This window comes from Lactonifactor longoviformis, from assembly GCF_042848515.1.
GTDB lineage: Bacteria > Bacillota > Clostridia > Lachnospirales > Lachnospiraceae > Lactonifactor > Lactonifactor longoviformis.
The window spans coordinates 2,233,865-2,250,450 of sequence record NZ_AP031453.1 but is presented as its reverse complement, the minus strand read 5'-3'; the positions used below and the strand labels follow the sequence as shown (position 1 = coordinate 2,250,450).

General features: G+C 46.4%; 14 protein-coding genes and 1 other RNA gene. 3 read left to right on the top strand and 12 right to left on the bottom strand.

The genetic code is table 11. The features are described from left to right. Positions 1-27 precede the first annotated feature (27 nt). The 4 genes from ACGHCT_RS10275 to pheA form a co-directional block, all read right to left on the bottom strand. A complete protein-coding gene (locus ACGHCT_RS10275; protein WP_390439878.1) occupies positions 28-2,163 on the bottom strand; it encodes an RNA degradosome polyphosphate kinase in 2,136 nt (711 codons plus the stop codon). Positions 2,164-2,173: 10 nt separating this feature from the next. Beyond that, positions 2,174-3,718: an exopolyphosphatase gene (locus tag ACGHCT_RS10270; protein WP_072854888.1), complete on the bottom strand. Its 1,545-nt coding sequence runs from the start codon at positions 3,716-3,718 to the stop codon at positions 2,174-2,176. A gap of 170 nt (positions 3,719-3,888) precedes the next feature. Continuing rightward, a complete protein-coding gene (locus ACGHCT_RS10265; protein ID WP_390439874.1) occupies positions 3,889-5,202 on the bottom strand; it encodes an ATP-binding protein in 1,314 nt (437 codons plus the stop codon). Between the two features lie 15 nt (positions 5,203-5,217). Next, positions 5,218-6,348 carry a prephenate dehydratase gene (gene pheA / locus ACGHCT_RS10260; protein ID WP_390439871.1) on the bottom strand — a complete coding sequence of 377 codons (1,131 nt, stop codon included), beginning with the start codon at positions 6,346-6,348 and terminating at the stop codon, positions 5,218-5,220. Positions 6,349-6,529: 181 nt separating this feature from the next. Here pheA and ACGHCT_RS10255 point away from each other — a divergent pair, with 181 nt between their 5' ends. The 3 genes from ACGHCT_RS10255 to ACGHCT_RS10245 all read left to right on the top strand — a co-directional run bounded on the left by ACGHCT_RS10255 (position 6,530) and on the right by ACGHCT_RS10245 (position 8,359). Next, positions 6,530-6,910, top strand: a complete 381-nt coding sequence (locus ACGHCT_RS10255) for a hypothetical protein (protein ID WP_072854935.1) — start codon at positions 6,530-6,532, stop codon at positions 6,908-6,910. Between the two features lie 97 nt (positions 6,911-7,007). Then, positions 7,008-7,928 (top strand): aspartate carbamoyltransferase, encoded by a 921-nt coding sequence (gene pyrB / locus ACGHCT_RS10250; protein WP_072854936.1) that lies wholly within the window; start codon positions 7,008-7,010, stop codon positions 7,926-7,928. Further along, positions 7,922-8,359: an aspartate carbamoyltransferase regulatory subunit gene (locus ACGHCT_RS10245; RefSeq protein ID WP_072854937.1), complete on the top strand. Its 438-nt coding sequence runs from the start codon at positions 7,922-7,924 to the stop codon at positions 8,357-8,359. The genes pyrB and ACGHCT_RS10245 overlap by 7 nt, the downstream gene beginning before the upstream one ends. Positions 8,360-8,470: 111 nt before the next feature. Here ACGHCT_RS10245 and rnpB read toward each other — a convergent pair. The 8 genes from rnpB to ACGHCT_RS10205 form a co-directional block, all read right to left on the bottom strand. After that, positions 8,471-8,817: RNase P RNA component class A (rnpB, locus tag ACGHCT_RS10240), an RNA gene on the bottom strand. A gap of 35 nt (positions 8,818-8,852) precedes the next feature. Then, positions 8,853-9,470 carry a YdcF family protein gene (locus tag ACGHCT_RS10235; RefSeq protein WP_154257979.1) on the bottom strand — a complete coding sequence of 206 codons (618 nt, stop codon included), beginning with the start codon at positions 9,468-9,470 and terminating at the stop codon, positions 8,853-8,855. Further along, positions 9,457-10,089 (bottom strand): hypothetical protein, encoded by a 633-nt coding sequence (locus ACGHCT_RS10230; protein ID WP_390439867.1) that lies wholly within the window; start codon positions 10,087-10,089, stop codon positions 9,457-9,459. The genes ACGHCT_RS10235 and ACGHCT_RS10230 overlap by 14 nt, the downstream gene beginning before the upstream one ends. A 34-nt stretch (positions 10,090-10,123) precedes the next feature. Continuing rightward, on the bottom strand, positions 10,124-10,795 hold the full coding sequence (locus ACGHCT_RS10225; protein ID WP_390439865.1) for a Crp/Fnr family transcriptional regulator: 672 nt from the start codon (positions 10,793-10,795) through the stop codon (positions 10,124-10,126). An 85-nt stretch (positions 10,796-10,880) separates the two neighbouring features. Next, on the bottom strand, positions 10,881-11,183 hold the full coding sequence (gene trxA / locus ACGHCT_RS10220) for a thioredoxin (RefSeq protein WP_072851262.1): 303 nt from the start codon (positions 11,181-11,183) through the stop codon (positions 10,881-10,883). A gap of 136 nt (positions 11,184-11,319) precedes the next feature. Beyond that, on the bottom strand, positions 11,320-12,216 hold the full coding sequence (locus tag ACGHCT_RS10215; RefSeq protein WP_390439863.1) for a multidrug resistance efflux transporter family protein: 897 nt from the start codon (positions 12,214-12,216) through the stop codon (positions 11,320-11,322). A gap of 355 nt (positions 12,217-12,571) precedes the next feature. Continuing rightward, positions 12,572-13,279: a DNA alkylation repair protein gene (locus ACGHCT_RS10210; RefSeq protein ID WP_390439861.1), complete on the bottom strand. Its 708-nt coding sequence runs from the start codon at positions 13,277-13,279 to the stop codon at positions 12,572-12,574. Positions 13,280-13,283: 4 nt separating this feature from the next. Then, positions 13,284-16,574, bottom strand: a complete 3,291-nt coding sequence (locus tag ACGHCT_RS10205; RefSeq protein WP_390439859.1) for an SNF2 helicase associated domain-containing protein — start codon at positions 16,572-16,574, stop codon at positions 13,284-13,286. Between the last annotated feature and the right edge of the window lie 12 nt (positions 16,575-16,586).

The window sequence follows — 16,586 nt, the reverse complement described above, 5'->3', positions numbered from 1 at the left end:
TAGAAAGAACACGTCCCCAATTAAGTTTTAAACTTCAGGTGCCTCTGCCGGAATGAAGATATGATCATGTCCTATCTCTTCCGTTCTTTTTGACTTTTCTTCTGCTTCTCTGCAGAAATAATCCTGAGAATTTACCAATACTTTTCCCCTTTTATCTATTTTTTCATAAGTACCGTCAGGCTGAAGGATATGAGCTTTCACATTGTCATCCAGCTGAATCTGCAGGATATGTTTTATTTCTTCTTTAATTTTCTCGTCCTCTACAGGAAAGATAATCTCCACTCGTTTATCCAGATTTCTCGGCATCCAGTCTGCACTTCCCATAAAAATTTCTTCCTGGCCGTTGCTGAAGAAGTAAAAGATTCTGCTGTGTTCCAGAAAGGTTCCTATAATGGAACGGACGGTGATATTCTCGCTGACCCCCGGGATTCCTGTCTTCAGACAGCAAATACCCCGGATAATCAAATCAATTTTTACGCCGGCAGCAGATGCTTCGTACAGGGCAGCTATAATGTCCCTGTCACACAGGGAGTTCATCTTCGCTATGATATGCGCCGGGCGCCCATTTGCAGCGTTTTCCCGCTCCATTTCTATCTGGTGGAGGAAACGGTCCCTCATCCAGATAGGAGCAACCACCAATTTGTTCCAAGTCTTTGGTTCAGAGTAGCCTGACAGCATGTTAAATACTGCGGTGGCATCCTCTCCGATTCTGGCAGAACAGGTTAGAATTCCACAGTCTGTATACAGCTTAGCTGTGGTATCGTTGTAATTTCCGGTTCCCAAATGGACATATCTGCGGATCCCTGCCTCTTCCCTGCGCACTACCAGGGTTATCTTGCTGTGAGTTTTCAGCCCCAACAGTCCATAGATTACATGGCAGCCGGATTTCTCCAGCATTTTTGCCCACTCGATATTATTTTCCTCGTCAAATCTGGCCTTTAATTCTACCAGAACTGTGACCTGCTTCCCATTTTCAGCCGCAAGGGCCAGGGCAGCAATGATAGGGGAATTGCCGCTGACTCTGTATAATGTCTGTTTAATTGCCAGTACATCGGGATCCTTAGCAGCCTGTCTCACAAAATCCACCACAGGATTGAACGTCATATATGGATGATGGAGAAAGATATCCTTCCTTCGTATTTGTGTGAAAATATCTTCATCTGTCTGCATATCAGGTACCGGGCAAGGTTTGTAGCCTGGCGCCTTGTATTCATCAAATCCATCCATTCCGTAAAGTTTCATAAGAAATGTTAGGTCCAGAGGCCCATTGATGGCAAAGATATCCTCATCTTTGATAGCAAACTCTGCCTTTAGGATCTTCAGAAGGCGTTCGTCCATCTTGTCTTCTACTTCCAGGCGGATCACCTCACCCCACTGACGTTTTTTCAGCTGCTTTTGAATTTCTTTCAAAAGATCCGCTGCCTCATCTTCGTCGATGGTCAAATCTGCATTTCTCATAATCCGGTAAGGATAAGCGCAGACTACATCAAAATTCAAAAAGAGTTTGCCGATATTCCGCTCAATAATTTCCTCCAGGAGTATTACTGCCTGATTCCCCTTTTCATCTTCCGGCAGCCGGATGATTCTGGGAAGTACTGAAGGCACCTGCACAGTTGCAAATTCCAGCTCGTCTTTCCCCTTCTTATCCTTTTTAGAGATCAGTGCTCCGATATTCAGTGTCTTGTTTCTGATAAGTGGAAATGGCCGGGCAGAGTCCATGGCCATGGGGGTCAGTACCGGATAAACATTATCTTCAAAATATTGATCCGCAAAAGCGCACTGACGCTTTGTCAGATCTTCATGCTCCCGAATGAGAGACAGGCCGCATTTTTTCAAAGCCGGAAGCAGGGAACGGTTGTAAGTATTATACTGGGCAGCAACCAGTTCCTGGGTTCTTTTGCTGATCTCCTTTAACTGCTCTTTTGGAGGCATACCCGCAATATCCGGCTTCGTATATTTGGCATGTACCATATCCTTTAAAGATGCCACCCGTATCATAAAAAATTCATCCAGATTTGACGCTGTTATGCTTAAAAATTTCAGTCTCTCAAACAGAGGCAGGGATTTATCTTTTGCTTCGCTTAATACTCTCTCATTAAATCCAATCCAGCTCAGCTCCCGGTTCCAGAAATATTCAGGGTTTGTGTAATTTACTGTTTCCATCTTATGCCTCCTATTTTCTCCTTTTTCTTCTCAATTCCGGCCTGATAAAATAAATCTCCTCGAAAAAGTTTATCTTATCAGCCAGCAGCCCTTCTTCCAGGGTAAAATCCGCCTGGCTCTCAATAGACAGGATCAGACGGTTCTCTTTTACAGACGCATGCAGCGTTTCTATCTTCTGAAGATGGCTTCTGTCCAAAGCATTCGCCATTCTCAGGATAGCTGTCAGTTTTCCCACCAGGATATAGTTTTCCTGCTTCATTTCCTGGTAAATGCCATCCTCCCCGTAATACACATAGGGAACGGTATTAAAACGGACCACATTGGCAATCACTTCCCGCTCGGCATGAGACAGTCCGATAATTTCCGTTGACATAATAATATTGTAAGAGCATTCTCCCACATTGCTCAGACTGATATATTTGCCGCAGTCATGGAGGATAATCGCAATCTGCAGCAGGAGGCGCTCTCTTTTCCCCATGCCATGATATTTTTTCATACTATCAAAGATGGCAAGTCCAATCCTGGTCATGACCTGTACATGGCCCTTGCTGCTTACATACCGCTTGGCAATATTTCTGGCCGCTTCGATAATATCATTTTCAAAATTATGATTGGTTCTTATGATTTTATGGCTTTCACCGTACTCATAAGCCATACCGTCCGTAAGCTGTGTGCCGGGGATCCACATGGTTTCCGCACCAAACTGCTCTATAAAAGTTTTAAAGATAATAATCGAAGGTATGAGAAGTGACGCATACTCAAGCGGCAGGGAGAATTCCACCGCCACCTGCTCCGGAGAGTAGGGCACCACGCGGTCATAGACATTCATAAACGTTGCCTTGTCAATCGTGGAACAAAGGTTCCCATTTTCTCCCTTGCGGAAAATCACCTCCGTAAAATTATCCCCTACCAGAATAACATTCTTAATCTCCCGTTCTTTCAGATGAAGCTTTTTAAAGCTGAGGATCTCATTGTTAATCAACTCCTCCACCAGCTGTTCGTAATATATCGTCTCCTTCTCCACAGGAAGCAGCTTCTCACGAATTCTAAGGTTTCCCAGCTTAAAATTCTGCGTGGTCACCAGAGCGTCTTTGTCAAAAAGAGAAACCTGAACGCTTCCTCCTCCCACCTCAATAATAGCAGTTCCCTTCTGAATGATCTCAGTAAAATCCTTCTCTTTAGATGCTATGGATTTGTAGCCCAGAAAACGCTGTTCAGAATTGCTTAATACCTCCACCTGCATCCCGGTTCTTCTGTAAATCTGCTCCAGAATCACCCACATATTCTCCGCCTCCCGCAGAGAACTGGTGGCACAAACCTTATAATCCTCAACTCTGTACCCCTCCATAATCTGTCTGTAATCATTCAGGACAGTGCAGAGAGAATCAAGGGACTCCAAACTGAGCATTCCCGTAACATACGTATCTTTCCCCAGCTCAAGCGGACTGCGGATTTCATCTATTTCATGCATACCGTATTTTTTGGACAACTCATAGATCTTCATACTGATATCATAAGAGCCTATATCCACGGCTGCAAATGTTGTAATAGCCATACTTTCATCCCCCTTGTGATATTTCGTGTATTTTTAATTATTTTACTATTAATCGTCTGAAAATGCCAGGGATTTTACCTATATTTTACATTTTATGCCCGTGCCATCCCATAAGGGACACCCTTATATGAAAATGGGACACCCCTGATCGAATTTGGGACGTGTTCTTTTTAAAAAGAACACGTCCCCTTTTGGCCTAATAAGTAATCGATAAACTGCTGTGCTGTCCTCCCTGACAGTCCTCCGTGCTGCAGTTCCCAGGCGTTGGCTTTCTGCAGCAGTTCTTCCTCCGGCATCTCCACTTTATACCGCTCTGCTAATGTTCTGACAATATTCTGGAATTCTTTTTTGTCCGGCGCACAGAAGAAGATGGATACTCCGAATCTGGATACCAGTGAGAGTTTTTCCTGCACGGTATCTGAGGCGTGAAGATCGTCTCTGCGCTCTTCTTTGTCACTGAATTTTTCTCTCACCAGATGGCGGCGGTTAGAGGTCGCGTATATTAGGATATTTTCTGGTTTTTTCTCCAATCCTCCCTCGATCACTGCTTTCAGGTATTTGTATTCTATCTCGAATTCTTCAAAGGATAAGTCATCCATATATATGATAAAACGATAGTTTCTGTTTTTAATCTGTGCAATTACATCGTTGAGATCCTGAAACTGATGCTTATAAACCTCTATAATACGCAGCCCCCGGTCATAATATTGGTTTAGTATAGCCTTGACACTGGACGATTTTCCGGTACCCGCATCTCCGAAGAGCAGGCAGTTATTGGCTTTTCTTCCTGAAACAAATGCTTCCGTATTATCTATGAGTTTCTTCTTGGCAATCTCATATCCCACCAGATCATCCAGATGTACATGGGCAATGTTGGTAATAGGTACAATATCCACTCTTTCGCGCACAGGTGAATGCTCCAGACGAAAAGCCTTGTGGAGCCCCAGCTTGCCTACCCCAAAGTCTTTGTAGAAGGATACCATATCCTCCATAAATTCTTCTGTGGTTGCCGCCCGGCTCAGCTTTTTGCTGAGATTGCAGATACGGTCCCTGATTCGTTTGTTAAACATTTTACTGTTCTCATTGACATTTACATAATTGCAGATGCTTCGACAGCAGCTGGAACCAAATGCCTCGTCCAGTTTCCCCAAATCAAAATCATAGAGCTTCTTAAATACAGCAAAATCCTGCAGTACCAATTCGTTGATACTCCCTTGGACTGCCCCAACGATTTCTGATGCCATACTGAATGCATTCTCATGGTTTACCAGCAGAAATGTGAGGTAATTATGCCAGAGGTTCCCGGCAAACCCATAAGCTCCGGACATTTCCACCAGCTGATTCATACAGTCATAGAATTCTCCACGCCGCTCCTCCAGTGCTTCCCTTTCTTCTATATAAGTGTTGATCAGATCTGTCATCTTGTGCAGGACGTCCTGATCTTTAAAATTTCGATATACAATACATTCTTCCAACTGAATCATCTTATCTTTATCCTCCTAGTAATTCCCAAGTACCCGCAGCTGACTGGCTTCAGCAGAAAGACCACGGATGGCATTTTTCACCGCACTGTCACCCAGATTGCCCTCAAAGTCCACAAAAAACCGATATTCCCAGTTTCTTCCCGGTATTGGACGTGATTCAATCTTTGTCATATTGAGACCATTGTAAATAAAATGCGACAAGCTGTTATACAGGCTGCCGCTCTCGTGGGGCAGTTCGTAGCTCACGCTGATTTTCCGGGCGTCCTTCCTGTATTTCTTTTCCTTTGATACGATAATAAATCTGGTAGAATTATTTCGATTGCTGAAGATATTTTTCTTTAAGACAGACAGCCCATAGAATTCCCCTGCCGACTCGCTGGCAATGGCAGCCTGGCTCTTATCCTGATCCTCTGAAACCTTTTTGGCTGAGACCGCCGTGTTATCCAGTGTTACCTGCCTCCACCCTTTATGTTCATTTAAAAACTCTCTGCACTGCATCAATCCCTGGGGATGAGAATAAACCGTCTCAATATCCTCCAGTCCGGCACCCGGCACCCCCAGAAGAACATGCTGGCAGGGAATAATCTGTTCTCCCACGATAAAGTGGTCATATACCGTGAGTAAATCATAGATATCCTGCACAATCCCTGCGGTAGAATTCTCGATAGGGAGCACGGCATACTCTGCATTCCCCTTATTAATCTCTTCCATTGCATCCCTGAACTTTGCCACATGATAATTCTTCACTGAGCTTCCGAAGAATGTATTCATAGCCGCAAAGCTGTAAGCGCCCTCCACTCCCTGAAATACTACGGTAACATTCTCCGTATCCAGAGCTTCCACCGGGATATACGGAGTGTCTTCCTCCACCGCATTCTTTTCCAGCAGCTGATACTGGAGCTTTCTGCTCATAGCCATTATCTGCTGAAACAGTTCCCGGATTCCATGGCTGGTAAAATCACTGCCCGCCTTCTCCCCGAGAGCCTTCAATTTTTCCAGTTCCCTGTCCTTATCAAAAACAGCTTTCCCTGTCTGTATTTTAAACTCTGCCACATCGCTGCACAGCTGCATCCGCTCCTCAAACAGCCGCAGAATCTCATCATCTATTCCATCAATCTGCCCTCTTATCTTCAGCAAATCCAACATCTTTTATTCTCTCCTTTATCCGTGTTTCCTGCAAATAAATTTGCGCATTATTTCTAATCATACACCGCTCTTTCCCATTTCGCAAGTTTATGTATCAATTCCTGCAAAAAAAGCATCAAATCAGATGGCGTATGAGAACCCTTCCAAAAGGTTATACTACTTACAAAAAAGGAATGTGGCTATGAAACATAAATTCTTACTATGCGGTGCTGCCGGCTGGTGCATGGAAATTCTCTGGACAGGAATCCACTCTCTGGAGCGGGGAGAGCGCAAGCTGCTTGGCCAGTCCTCCATCTGGATGTTTCCCATTTATGGGATGGCAGCGGTAATCTCCCCCATCTCCCGCCTGATGAAGGATGTCTCCCCGTTCATCCGGGGCAGCATCTATACCGTGGGAATCTTCTTTACCGAATATACCACAGGCAGCATACTGAAAAAATATCAGATGTGTCCATGGGATTACAGCAAGTGCAAGCTGAATTACAAAGGGCTGATCCGTCTGGATTATGCCCCGGTATGGTTTTTTACAGGGCTCATTTTTGAAAAAATACTTTCCGATTAATGTTGAAATTACCGGTAAACTATTATATGATGATAGATGATAAATTACCCGTAAGATCTTGGTAAAATTTTACCGGTAAGCACATAGGAGGTAACCCATGAGACACTTAATGAGCCCACTGGATTTTTCCGTGGAAGAATTAGACAAACTCCTGGATCTGGCCAATGATATTGAGCACAATCCAGAAAAATATGCCCATGTCTGCGAAGGTAAAAGAATCGCAACCCTGTTCTATGAGCCAAGCACCAGAACCCGTTTAAGTTTTGAGGCTGCCATGATGAACCTGGGAGGAAAGGTTCTTGGATTCTCCAACGCAGGCTCCAGTTCCGCCGCAAAAGGCGAAAGTGTAGCGGATACCATCCGCATGGCATCCTGTTATGCAGATATCTGCGCTATGCGCCATCCTAAGGAAGGAGCACCTCTGGTTGCATCTATGGCTTCTTCTATTCCTGTAATTAACGCAGGGGACGGAGGCCATCAGCATCCGACACAAACTCTTACCGATCTGCTCACCATCCGATCTCTCAAAGGGCGTCTGGACAATCTAACCATCGGCCTCTGCGGAGATCTGAAGTTCGGCCGCACAGTTCATTCTCTTATAGAAGCTTTGGTGCGCTATCACGGCGTACGGTTCGTTTTAATTTCCCCTGAAGAGTTAAGGGTTCCTGATTATATCCGGGAGGATGTCCTCAGAGCCAACGGCAATGGATTCAAAGAAGTAGTACGCCTGGAAGATGCCCTTCCGGAGCTGGATCTTCTCTACATGACAAGAGTGCAGAAAGAACGTTTCTTTAACGAAGAAGATTATGTCCGCATGAAAGATTTTTATATTCTGGACAAGGCAAAGATGGAACTGGCCGGCCCAGATATGCTGGTTCTTCACCCACTCCCGAGAGTAAATGAAATCTCCGTAGAAGTGGACAGCGATCCCCGTGCTGTTTATTTCAAACAGGTTCAATACGGCGTCTATGTACGTATGGCACTGATTCTCACATTATTGGAGGTGGAGATATGTTAAATGTTGGCCAGTTAAATGAAGGGTTTGTACTCGATCACATCAAAGCAGGAAACAGCATGACTATTTATCACGATCTGCGATTGGATAAGCTGGATTGCTGCGTTGCTATTATCAAGAATGCCAAAAGCAACAAAATGGGGAGAAAAGATATCATCAAAGTTGAGTGTCCCATTGATGAATTGGATTTGGATATTCTTGGGTTTATTGACCACAACATTACAGTAAACATTATAAAAGACGCTAAAATCGTTGCGAAGAAAGAGCTGACGCTCCCGGAAAAAATCGTCAACGTAATTAAGTGTAAGAACCCGAGGTGTATTACCTCCATTGAGCAGGGCCTGGATCACGTATTTGTACTCACAGACCCTAAAAAGGAAATTTACCGCTGCAAATACTGCGAAGAAAAATATTCCGGAAACCGGATTCGCTAAGCACCGGATTCCCAAGACAGAAGAAAACCAGGCAAAGCACATGCCTGGTTTTCTTCTGTCTTCAAATACATACATACCCAACGGGCGTATACGGCCTTCGCCGTACTGTAGCGCATAAGCAAAACGATAAGCCGGGTTATGTCGTGAATAATCATCTATCTAGACCTGCTGTTGCCAGCAGGTTCCAGCGACCCACCTAAAAGCGTGACGGGCAGCCACATTGCTTTTTGTTCGGTCTTGCTTCGGATGGGGTTTACATATGCCCCTCCTGTTACCAGGAAGGCGGTAGTCTCTTACACTGCCCTTCCACCCTTACCAGTTTCCTGGCGGTACATTTCTGTTGCACTATCCTTAGAGTTGCCTCCACCGGACGTTATCCGGCATCCTGCCCTGCGAAGCCCGGACTTTCCTCATCTGACGCCTTTCGGCCTGCCAGCTGCGATTATTTGTTCTACTTATGCCTGAGATATCATAGCACATAAATTCTTATAATTCAAGGTCCGGTTATATATTTGCCGGTAAGAAGGATCTCACGGAACTGGCCGGCACACCTCCCGGCCTCTCCCAGGACAGTCTCAATTCCCTCTCTGCTCTGGTACCAGGTATCTCTGGAAATCCCCTGTACCTCCACGGGGCACAGATAAAATTCTGCCTCGGGATAAAGGAGCTGGTAATACATTCTGCACCTCCTGGCATGAAAAGACTTGCAGCAGATAATCCCCTTCTGGATGGTTAACCCCGCATGGTCTGTCACCTGCCTGGAATATATGGCATTTTCGTAGGTATAAGTGGCTGCTTCCTCCCTCAAAATGATCTCCCGGGGCACTCCATGAGAGGTGAGTACATGGCAGAGGAATTCCCATTCGGTTTTATAATTATCCCGGTAAACATTCTCTTTGTCTTTTACGCCTGCAAAGCTTCCCTGAAGAATGCTGTGCCTTCCCGAGGGCAGTATCCACGGGGCATACCCCTGCTTCCAAAGCCCGGCTGCCCGCTCCGCCATCTGGGGGTAGCCGTCCCCGGGGATAAAGATGATATCGGCACTGGATGGTGTATCCTCAGCAAAAATAAAATCCGTAATGTTATCCAGAAATTTTTTATTTATCTCCATACATAAACCTCTCCAGCAGCCTTTCACTGTCTTCATAATAGGCTTTGAGATCTTTCTCTTTGCTCCACAGGGATTCGTCTATATTCCTAAGGGATATGTTCAGATTTCTCAGGGAATCCCCATCCTTCATCTCTGTGAAGGCGGAACACTCCCCCATTTTAACCGGTGTGCCGTCTTCCACGGCAAACAAGCCCTGCTTCTTATACATCTCATAGACCTCATCAGTATAAATCAGGAGCATACTGGTTCCTGTCTGGGCATCCACGATAAATTTCTGCTGGTTTGCCATGGTGATCTGCGGGTTGCTGCTCTCCCCGTTCTTATTCCCAATGGCATAGTTCTGAATCAGTACATGAACCTTTTTGTCATTGTTTCTGTCAGAAGCAATGTTTTCAAGGACTGATTGCAGTTCACCTAAAGCTTCCTGAGGTATTCCCTCCGCAGTGACAACTGCAACAGTATAGTCATAATCTATCTGTTTCAGCTTATCTCTCACGAATACGGCAATCACTGCGATTACAAAAACACCGATGATTACATGAAACTTATGGTAATACCAGAAGTTCTCCCAATTTTTCCTGCATACTTCTTTTTTTTTGTCTTCCATCTTGTCTGTCATCTCTCCTGTATATTTTGCAGCACCCGGTCTGCCCTCAGATTTCCTCCAGTCCCTCTTTGTCCAGAAGGCGGATACTTCCTCTTTCTGCTTTCACATACCCTTCATTTGCAAAATACCGAAGCATTCTGGAGACTACTTCTCTGGCGCTTCCCAGATGGTTTGCAATCTGTTCATGGGTGATGGTTAAAACATCGGATTCTTCCAGCTCTCCCTCCTCCAGGAGAAAATGAGCCAGCCTTTTATCAAAGCTGGTAAATACGATTTCTTCCAGCACCCACATCACATCGGACATTCTGGAGGACAGCAGTTCATTGGTATACCTTGCAACTGCCAATTCACTGTTCGTAATTTCATTATAACACTGGGCCGGTATCCTTATCGCCCTTACCTCTGTCTCCGCGGAGACAAAGACATCAAAACTAATATTTTTCATAATACAGGAGGCCGAAAAAATACAGATGTCCCGGCTGAGAAGGCGAAACAGCGTGACCTCCTTTCCCTGCTCCGTCACAATGTAAGCCCGGACTCTCCCTTCAAGAACCAGAAACAGCCCGGAACACTCTTCCCCCCCTGCATGCATTGCAGTACCTGGGGGAAAAGTGACGGGCTCTGAATGATTTATTAAGGTTTCCTGTGAATGACTGCTGATGGATTTCCAGAAAGGCAGCAGTTCCTGAAAATCCTTTTGTAGTTCTTTTTGATACATGACATTAACCTCCCAGGGACCGAGGATATTCCGATCACCTCACTCTTGTATCCTCCATCATATCAACCTGAGCATTTCTTGTCAATTATCTGCCCACCATTCGGCGAATATCATTCTCCGAGCGGACGCCTACACTTCTGGTGATTTCTTTGCCGTTTTCCAATACCACCAGAGTGGGGATACTCATAACTCCAAACTGGGAGGCCAGAGCTCCCTCTTCGTCTACATTGATCTTTCCGATTTTTACATCCTGCAGCTCTCCCTCCAGATTTTGAAGCACCGGGGCCAGCATCTTGCAGGGTCCGCACCAGTCAGCATAGAAATCCAGCAATACCTTCCTGTCACTGTGCATTACTTCTGTATCAAAATTATTAGTTGTTATCTTCATAATGATTACCTCCTTGTTTATCTTATGGCTGTATTCTACCACTCTTTTTTCCCTTTTTCTGTGAGTAAGTCACAGTCCGGGATTCCGCCATTACTCTCACGCGGAGGTTTGTCATCTTCCAGGCCTTCCAAGCAATTTACCGGGTTATAAGGCTGTTCGCAATCATCCCTGCCAGTATCAGAGTGATTCCCCCAAATCCCAGCCCTGAGGGAAGTGCGTCCCCCAGCAGCAGAATCCCTCCCAGAAGGGTAAAGATCACCTCCGCAGACTGGGTCGCCTCCACCAGCGCCAGACGGCGGGGATTCTGTTTCACCATATCTGTAGCCTTAAAAAACAGGTAGGTTGCCGTTACACCGGAAAAAAGTGCTACCAGGAAAGACTGTGCATGCTGTCCCATATCCGGCAGTCCCGCCCGGCTCCAGGCAAATACAGAGCCGGCCAGCCAAAAAGGCATGCTGCACAGAGTCATGCCAAACACTCTCTGCATTGCCGTGATATCCGGAGGGCAGTGAGACATCATCTTACGATTGCCCAGAGGATAGGCAAACGCGGCTACCAGAATGGGCAGAACCGTCATCCGCACATCACTCACAGCGGCTTCCCTCAGATGGGATCCCTGCATAAGGAAAATCCCTGCCAGAATCAACAGAGAGAAGGCCAGATTTTTCACCGGAATCTTATGGCCAAACAGAGGGGTGAGAAGCACCCCTGCCACTATGGTAATCTGCCAGGTGGAAGCAATCAGCCAGGACTCCCCGTAAGCTGATGCCAGAGACAGGGGTGCATAAAAAAGCCCGAATCCCACGGTGCTCCACAGAATCCAGATCCAGGGCTGCTTTTTGATCTCCTCCCAGATTCCTTTCAGCTGACGGTTTCTCCACAAAATCACCAGCAGTATGGGCATTGTATAAAAGTAGCGGAGACTCGCACTCCACATCCAGTATCCACCGCCCAGGTTCATACTTCGGTTAAGTATAAACGTAAAAGCAAAAAAGAAAGAACCAGCGATTCCATACATCAGCGATTTCTTCATTCCTCTATCCCCCCTCTATAATAAAACAGGAGAAAAGACCCGTCCGTTTTGGTCCTCTCTCCATTCCGTCTGACTATTATCTCTATCTTATTTCTGCATTCCTTTTTTTACAATGGGATATAACTCCACAGCAAGCAAAGCAAATACTGCAACATAAGCGACTGTAAACATTTTGCAACACCTCTTTTTCTCTGAACTGTATTTATTATATCCCTTATACCTGCAGAAATCCATTCGGAAAATCACTAAACTTCTCCGGAAAAAGCAACTGATTTCTGCTATTATATACAAAAATTTTTAGGTAGCACAAAATTATTTTTGTTTTTTCTTCAAATAAGAATTATTATCCCCGTTGTCAGGTCGCTCTTTTCATCCCTCGTACCTTATGCTTCGTTTCAGGATCTACCTGTAGGGACTCCGTTATCTTCTGCAGTGTTCTGCGGTAGGTAAAGTCGTCCAGCCGGCAGTGCTTCAGGTATTCCATGGTCTGCACGGGATACGCCGCAAAGTACATGGATACAGCCCATGCCACCGCCATTTTTACATAATAATCTTCATGCTTTATGCGATCAAATGCTGTGAATGCGGCATCCATATAAACCTCCTCTCTGTAGTACATCAGCAGCATAACCACAGCAAACCGGATCTCATAGGTTCCGCTTCCATAAAGATAAGGCTGGAGGAAGTCCCACATCTTTTCCGGCTCTTCTCTTGCCGCCTTCAGCCCTGCACAGAAGCTGTCACACACGGACCAATTATCTATCTTGGGAACAAATCTTTGAATCTGGCAGCATCGCTGTTCAAATCCTGTCTTACAGCATCCTATTACCATCCCCTGAAGCATAATCTCCTCATAGGATTCGTCTGAGGCATTGGAGAGATAGCTCTCCCAGTCGCCCTTTGCAATTCTCTTTGCAATCTTTCTCAATTTGGGCAGGCGGACGCCCAAAACGTTATCCACCCCCGGCATGAGTCTGCTGGTAAAGTCCCGGAATCCCGGCTCCGCCATATCCTCCAGTTCTCTTCGCAGTGACTCGTGAAACTCCCGGTTCTCTTTCTCCATATTCCTACGTCTCCTCCTTCAGCAGCCCGGCGATCTCCTCTGAGGACATAGCCGCAACTGAGACGCCGTGCTCTGATATAATCTGATCCGACAGCAATTTCTTATCCTCCTGCAATTTTAATATTTTCTCCTCTACCGTATTCTTTGCAATCAGCTTAAAAACCGTCACCTTCTCCTCCTGGCCGATCCTGTGTGTCCGGTCTGTGGCCTGATTCTGAGCGGCAATATTCCACCAGGGGTCAAAGTGAATCACAATGCTGGCCGCTGTCAGATTCAGCCCCGTCCCCCCCGCCTTCAGGGAGATTAAAAATACCGGAACCTCATCCTTATTAAATGCTTTTACCAGCTCTGCCCTGTCCTCCTTTTTCGTAGATCCCGTCAGGATATGATATGGTATCCTCTTCTTTTTCAGATGCTTTTTCAGAATATCCAGCATTGTGGTAAACTGAGAGAATATCAGAACCTTATGTCCCCCCTCTATGGCATTGTCCACAAGTTCCATACAGGTATCCACCTTCGCAGACTCCCCTTTATAGTCTTCGTATACCAGGCCGGGATCGCAGCAGATCTGGCGCAGTCTGGTGAGTTGGGCAAGCACCTGAAACTTTTCCCCCTGGCTCCTGGCCCCAGCCGGCTGTTCCAGCTGTGACAGCAGTTTCTGTACGTTTGCCGCGTAGACTCTCTCCTGCTCTCCCTGAAGACGGGAATATACCACATGTTCAATCTTATCCGGAAGCTCCTTCAGAACATCCTTCTTCAGACGGCGCATCACAAAGGGTTTTATCATTTTCTGCAGGCGGCGGGCCGCAATTTTGTCGCTGTTTTGTACAATAGGTATCTCATATTCCTTCTGGAACCCGGAATATTTCCCCAAAATTCCCGGCATCAGATAGTCAAAGATACTCCAAAGCTCACTGAGGCGGTTTTCTATGGGGGTACCGGTAAGTGCAAATTTCACCCCAGCTCTCACGCTTTTGGCCGCCTTTGCCGACTGGGTCATATGATTTTTAATATACTGTGCCTCGTCCAGCACTTCACAGTAAAAATTCAGGCTGCGGTAATCCTCCGCATCCCTTTTTAAAATGTCATAGGAGGTAATCAGAATCTGGAATTCGCTGTAATGCTCATAAATCTCTTTTCTCTCTTCCCGGTCTCCCACCAGCACCTTTTTTCTGAGCTGTGGGGCAAAACGGTCCAGCTCTCCTTCCCAGTTATACACCAACGAGGCCGGACATACAATAAGGGAAGGCTTTGCCGCATCCCCTTCCTTTTCGTACCTGGCGCAGAGAAATGCGATCATCTGTATGGTCTTGCCAAGTCCCATATCATCTGCCAGAATCCCTCCGAAGCCCATAGCCTCCAGGGTACAGAGCCAGCGGTAGCCCGCCTTCTGATAATTCCGGAGAGTCCCTTTCAGGTGGTCCGGTACCTCAAAGTCACTGTCATCCGCGGACTTCATATTTCTGATCATAGATTTAAAGGATTGGCTTCTCTGTATCTCAATGCCTTCCTTCGCCTCCCTGAAGACCTGGTCCAGATAAAATGCCCGAAATCTGGGTATCCTGCAGCTTCCCGCTTCCAGATCCCTGCTGGCAAGGGAAAGACCCTCCATAATCTCAGCCAGAGCGCTCACAGAATTATCCTCCAGACGGAAAAAATCACCGTCCTTAAGCCGGTAATACTTCTTCCTCTGGCGGTAGCTCTGCAGCAGCGCCTCCAGCTCCTCAAACGGAAGTTTTTCCGAGGATAGGGTAAGCTCTAAAAGATCCCCGCTCAGGGTAATGCCCACTGTGACCTTGGGGGCTCTGCGGACAGACAGCTTTTTCAGGTTTTCGGATACAAATACCTCCCCCGTCTGACGCAGCTGATCCATCCCTGTGGCAAGAAGCTGGTAGACTCTGTCGTCCTGGTTTACCGGGAGGGTAAGAACTTTCTTATCCCCGGTATTGTCAAAATATGCCCTTGCAGTATAGACGGCCCGGCTTTCTCTGGCAATGTCCCTGTACATGTCTTCCACAGAAAAAGTCCCCAGCATATTAAAGCTCTTATCCCCGTATTCTGACTCCAGGCGGCAGGTAAGCTTCTCCCTTTCCAGATCCAGATAGATGCGTATCTGCACCTCTTCGGGCATATAGGCGCCGATATCCCCGTGGAGTTTCACCTCTGCATGCTCCCTGAGCATGGGATATATGGTACTGCAGAATGCATTCATATCTTTCACCGCAATTTCCAGATGAGCGCACTCCCTCCAGTTCCCATACCGGCACACCTCTTTCATATCCCTGGCAAAGTCCTCTGAACAGCAGTACACAGCTTCCCCCATCCGTACAAACAGGGATTCATCCGAGGAGATTATCTCAAGCCGGGGAAGTACCATACAGCACCCGTCGTCCCGGGCGGTAATTTCAATTACAAGAGGGGGATTTCCCTCAATAACTGACAGCTCACCGCCGCTCTCAGTGCTGTCCGAAAAGCGGCATCTCTTTCCCCTCATCAGCAGAAAAAACTCTGCCGCCTCTCTTTCCGTGAGATTCAGCTCCTGGGGATTACGCTTGTATCTTTCTCTGGAATAGTAATAAGTTTCTGTTCTGAGCTCTTCTCTGTCTTTATATGCCATCTCCAAAAAGGAAATGAACTCCCGTGCCTGAGGAGTAAAGGCACTTCTCTCATGTATAAAGGACAGCTTTTTTCCGTAAGTTATCTTTTCCCCATTTTCCACTGCTTCCAGAAAGTCTCCGATATTTTTCAGTGCATATTTATAGTCCATGCCGATGCGGAATGTCAGCCTCCACGTCTGGGAATACTTCTTAAGCACCGGCTCCAGCTCAACCTTTCCCGCCACAGACGGTTGAAAATACCTGGCCTTTTCTCTCATAGAATAGCGGTAAATTAAGCTTGTAATCTCCGGAGACGACACCCTGGCCCCGGAGACTGCCGGCAGCTCCCCCGGCGCCTGACCGAGGATATCCTTTTGCTTCTGTTCCTGAAGGATAGACTCCCTCCAATAGTGCAGGGCCGCGGCCACGCAATGGCTGCACATCCCTTCGTGAATCAGGCTGTCTTCACATTCACAGCTGTAATCTGTAATCTTGTCATTGGCCTCGTCCACAGTAAGCTCTACCCTGTAAAGCTCCTCATCTTTTCCCAGAACTTCTGCCTTTACTGTAGAGACCCCCTCCCCCTCCCATTCACAGGAACGGCAGGTGATCACCTGTTGATTCGTATATAGAGTATTACCCCTTGTATAGGAGGCAGGGTAAGATTCCTGCCGGATCGCTTTTAACGTAATTGCCATGCTCACTCTTCC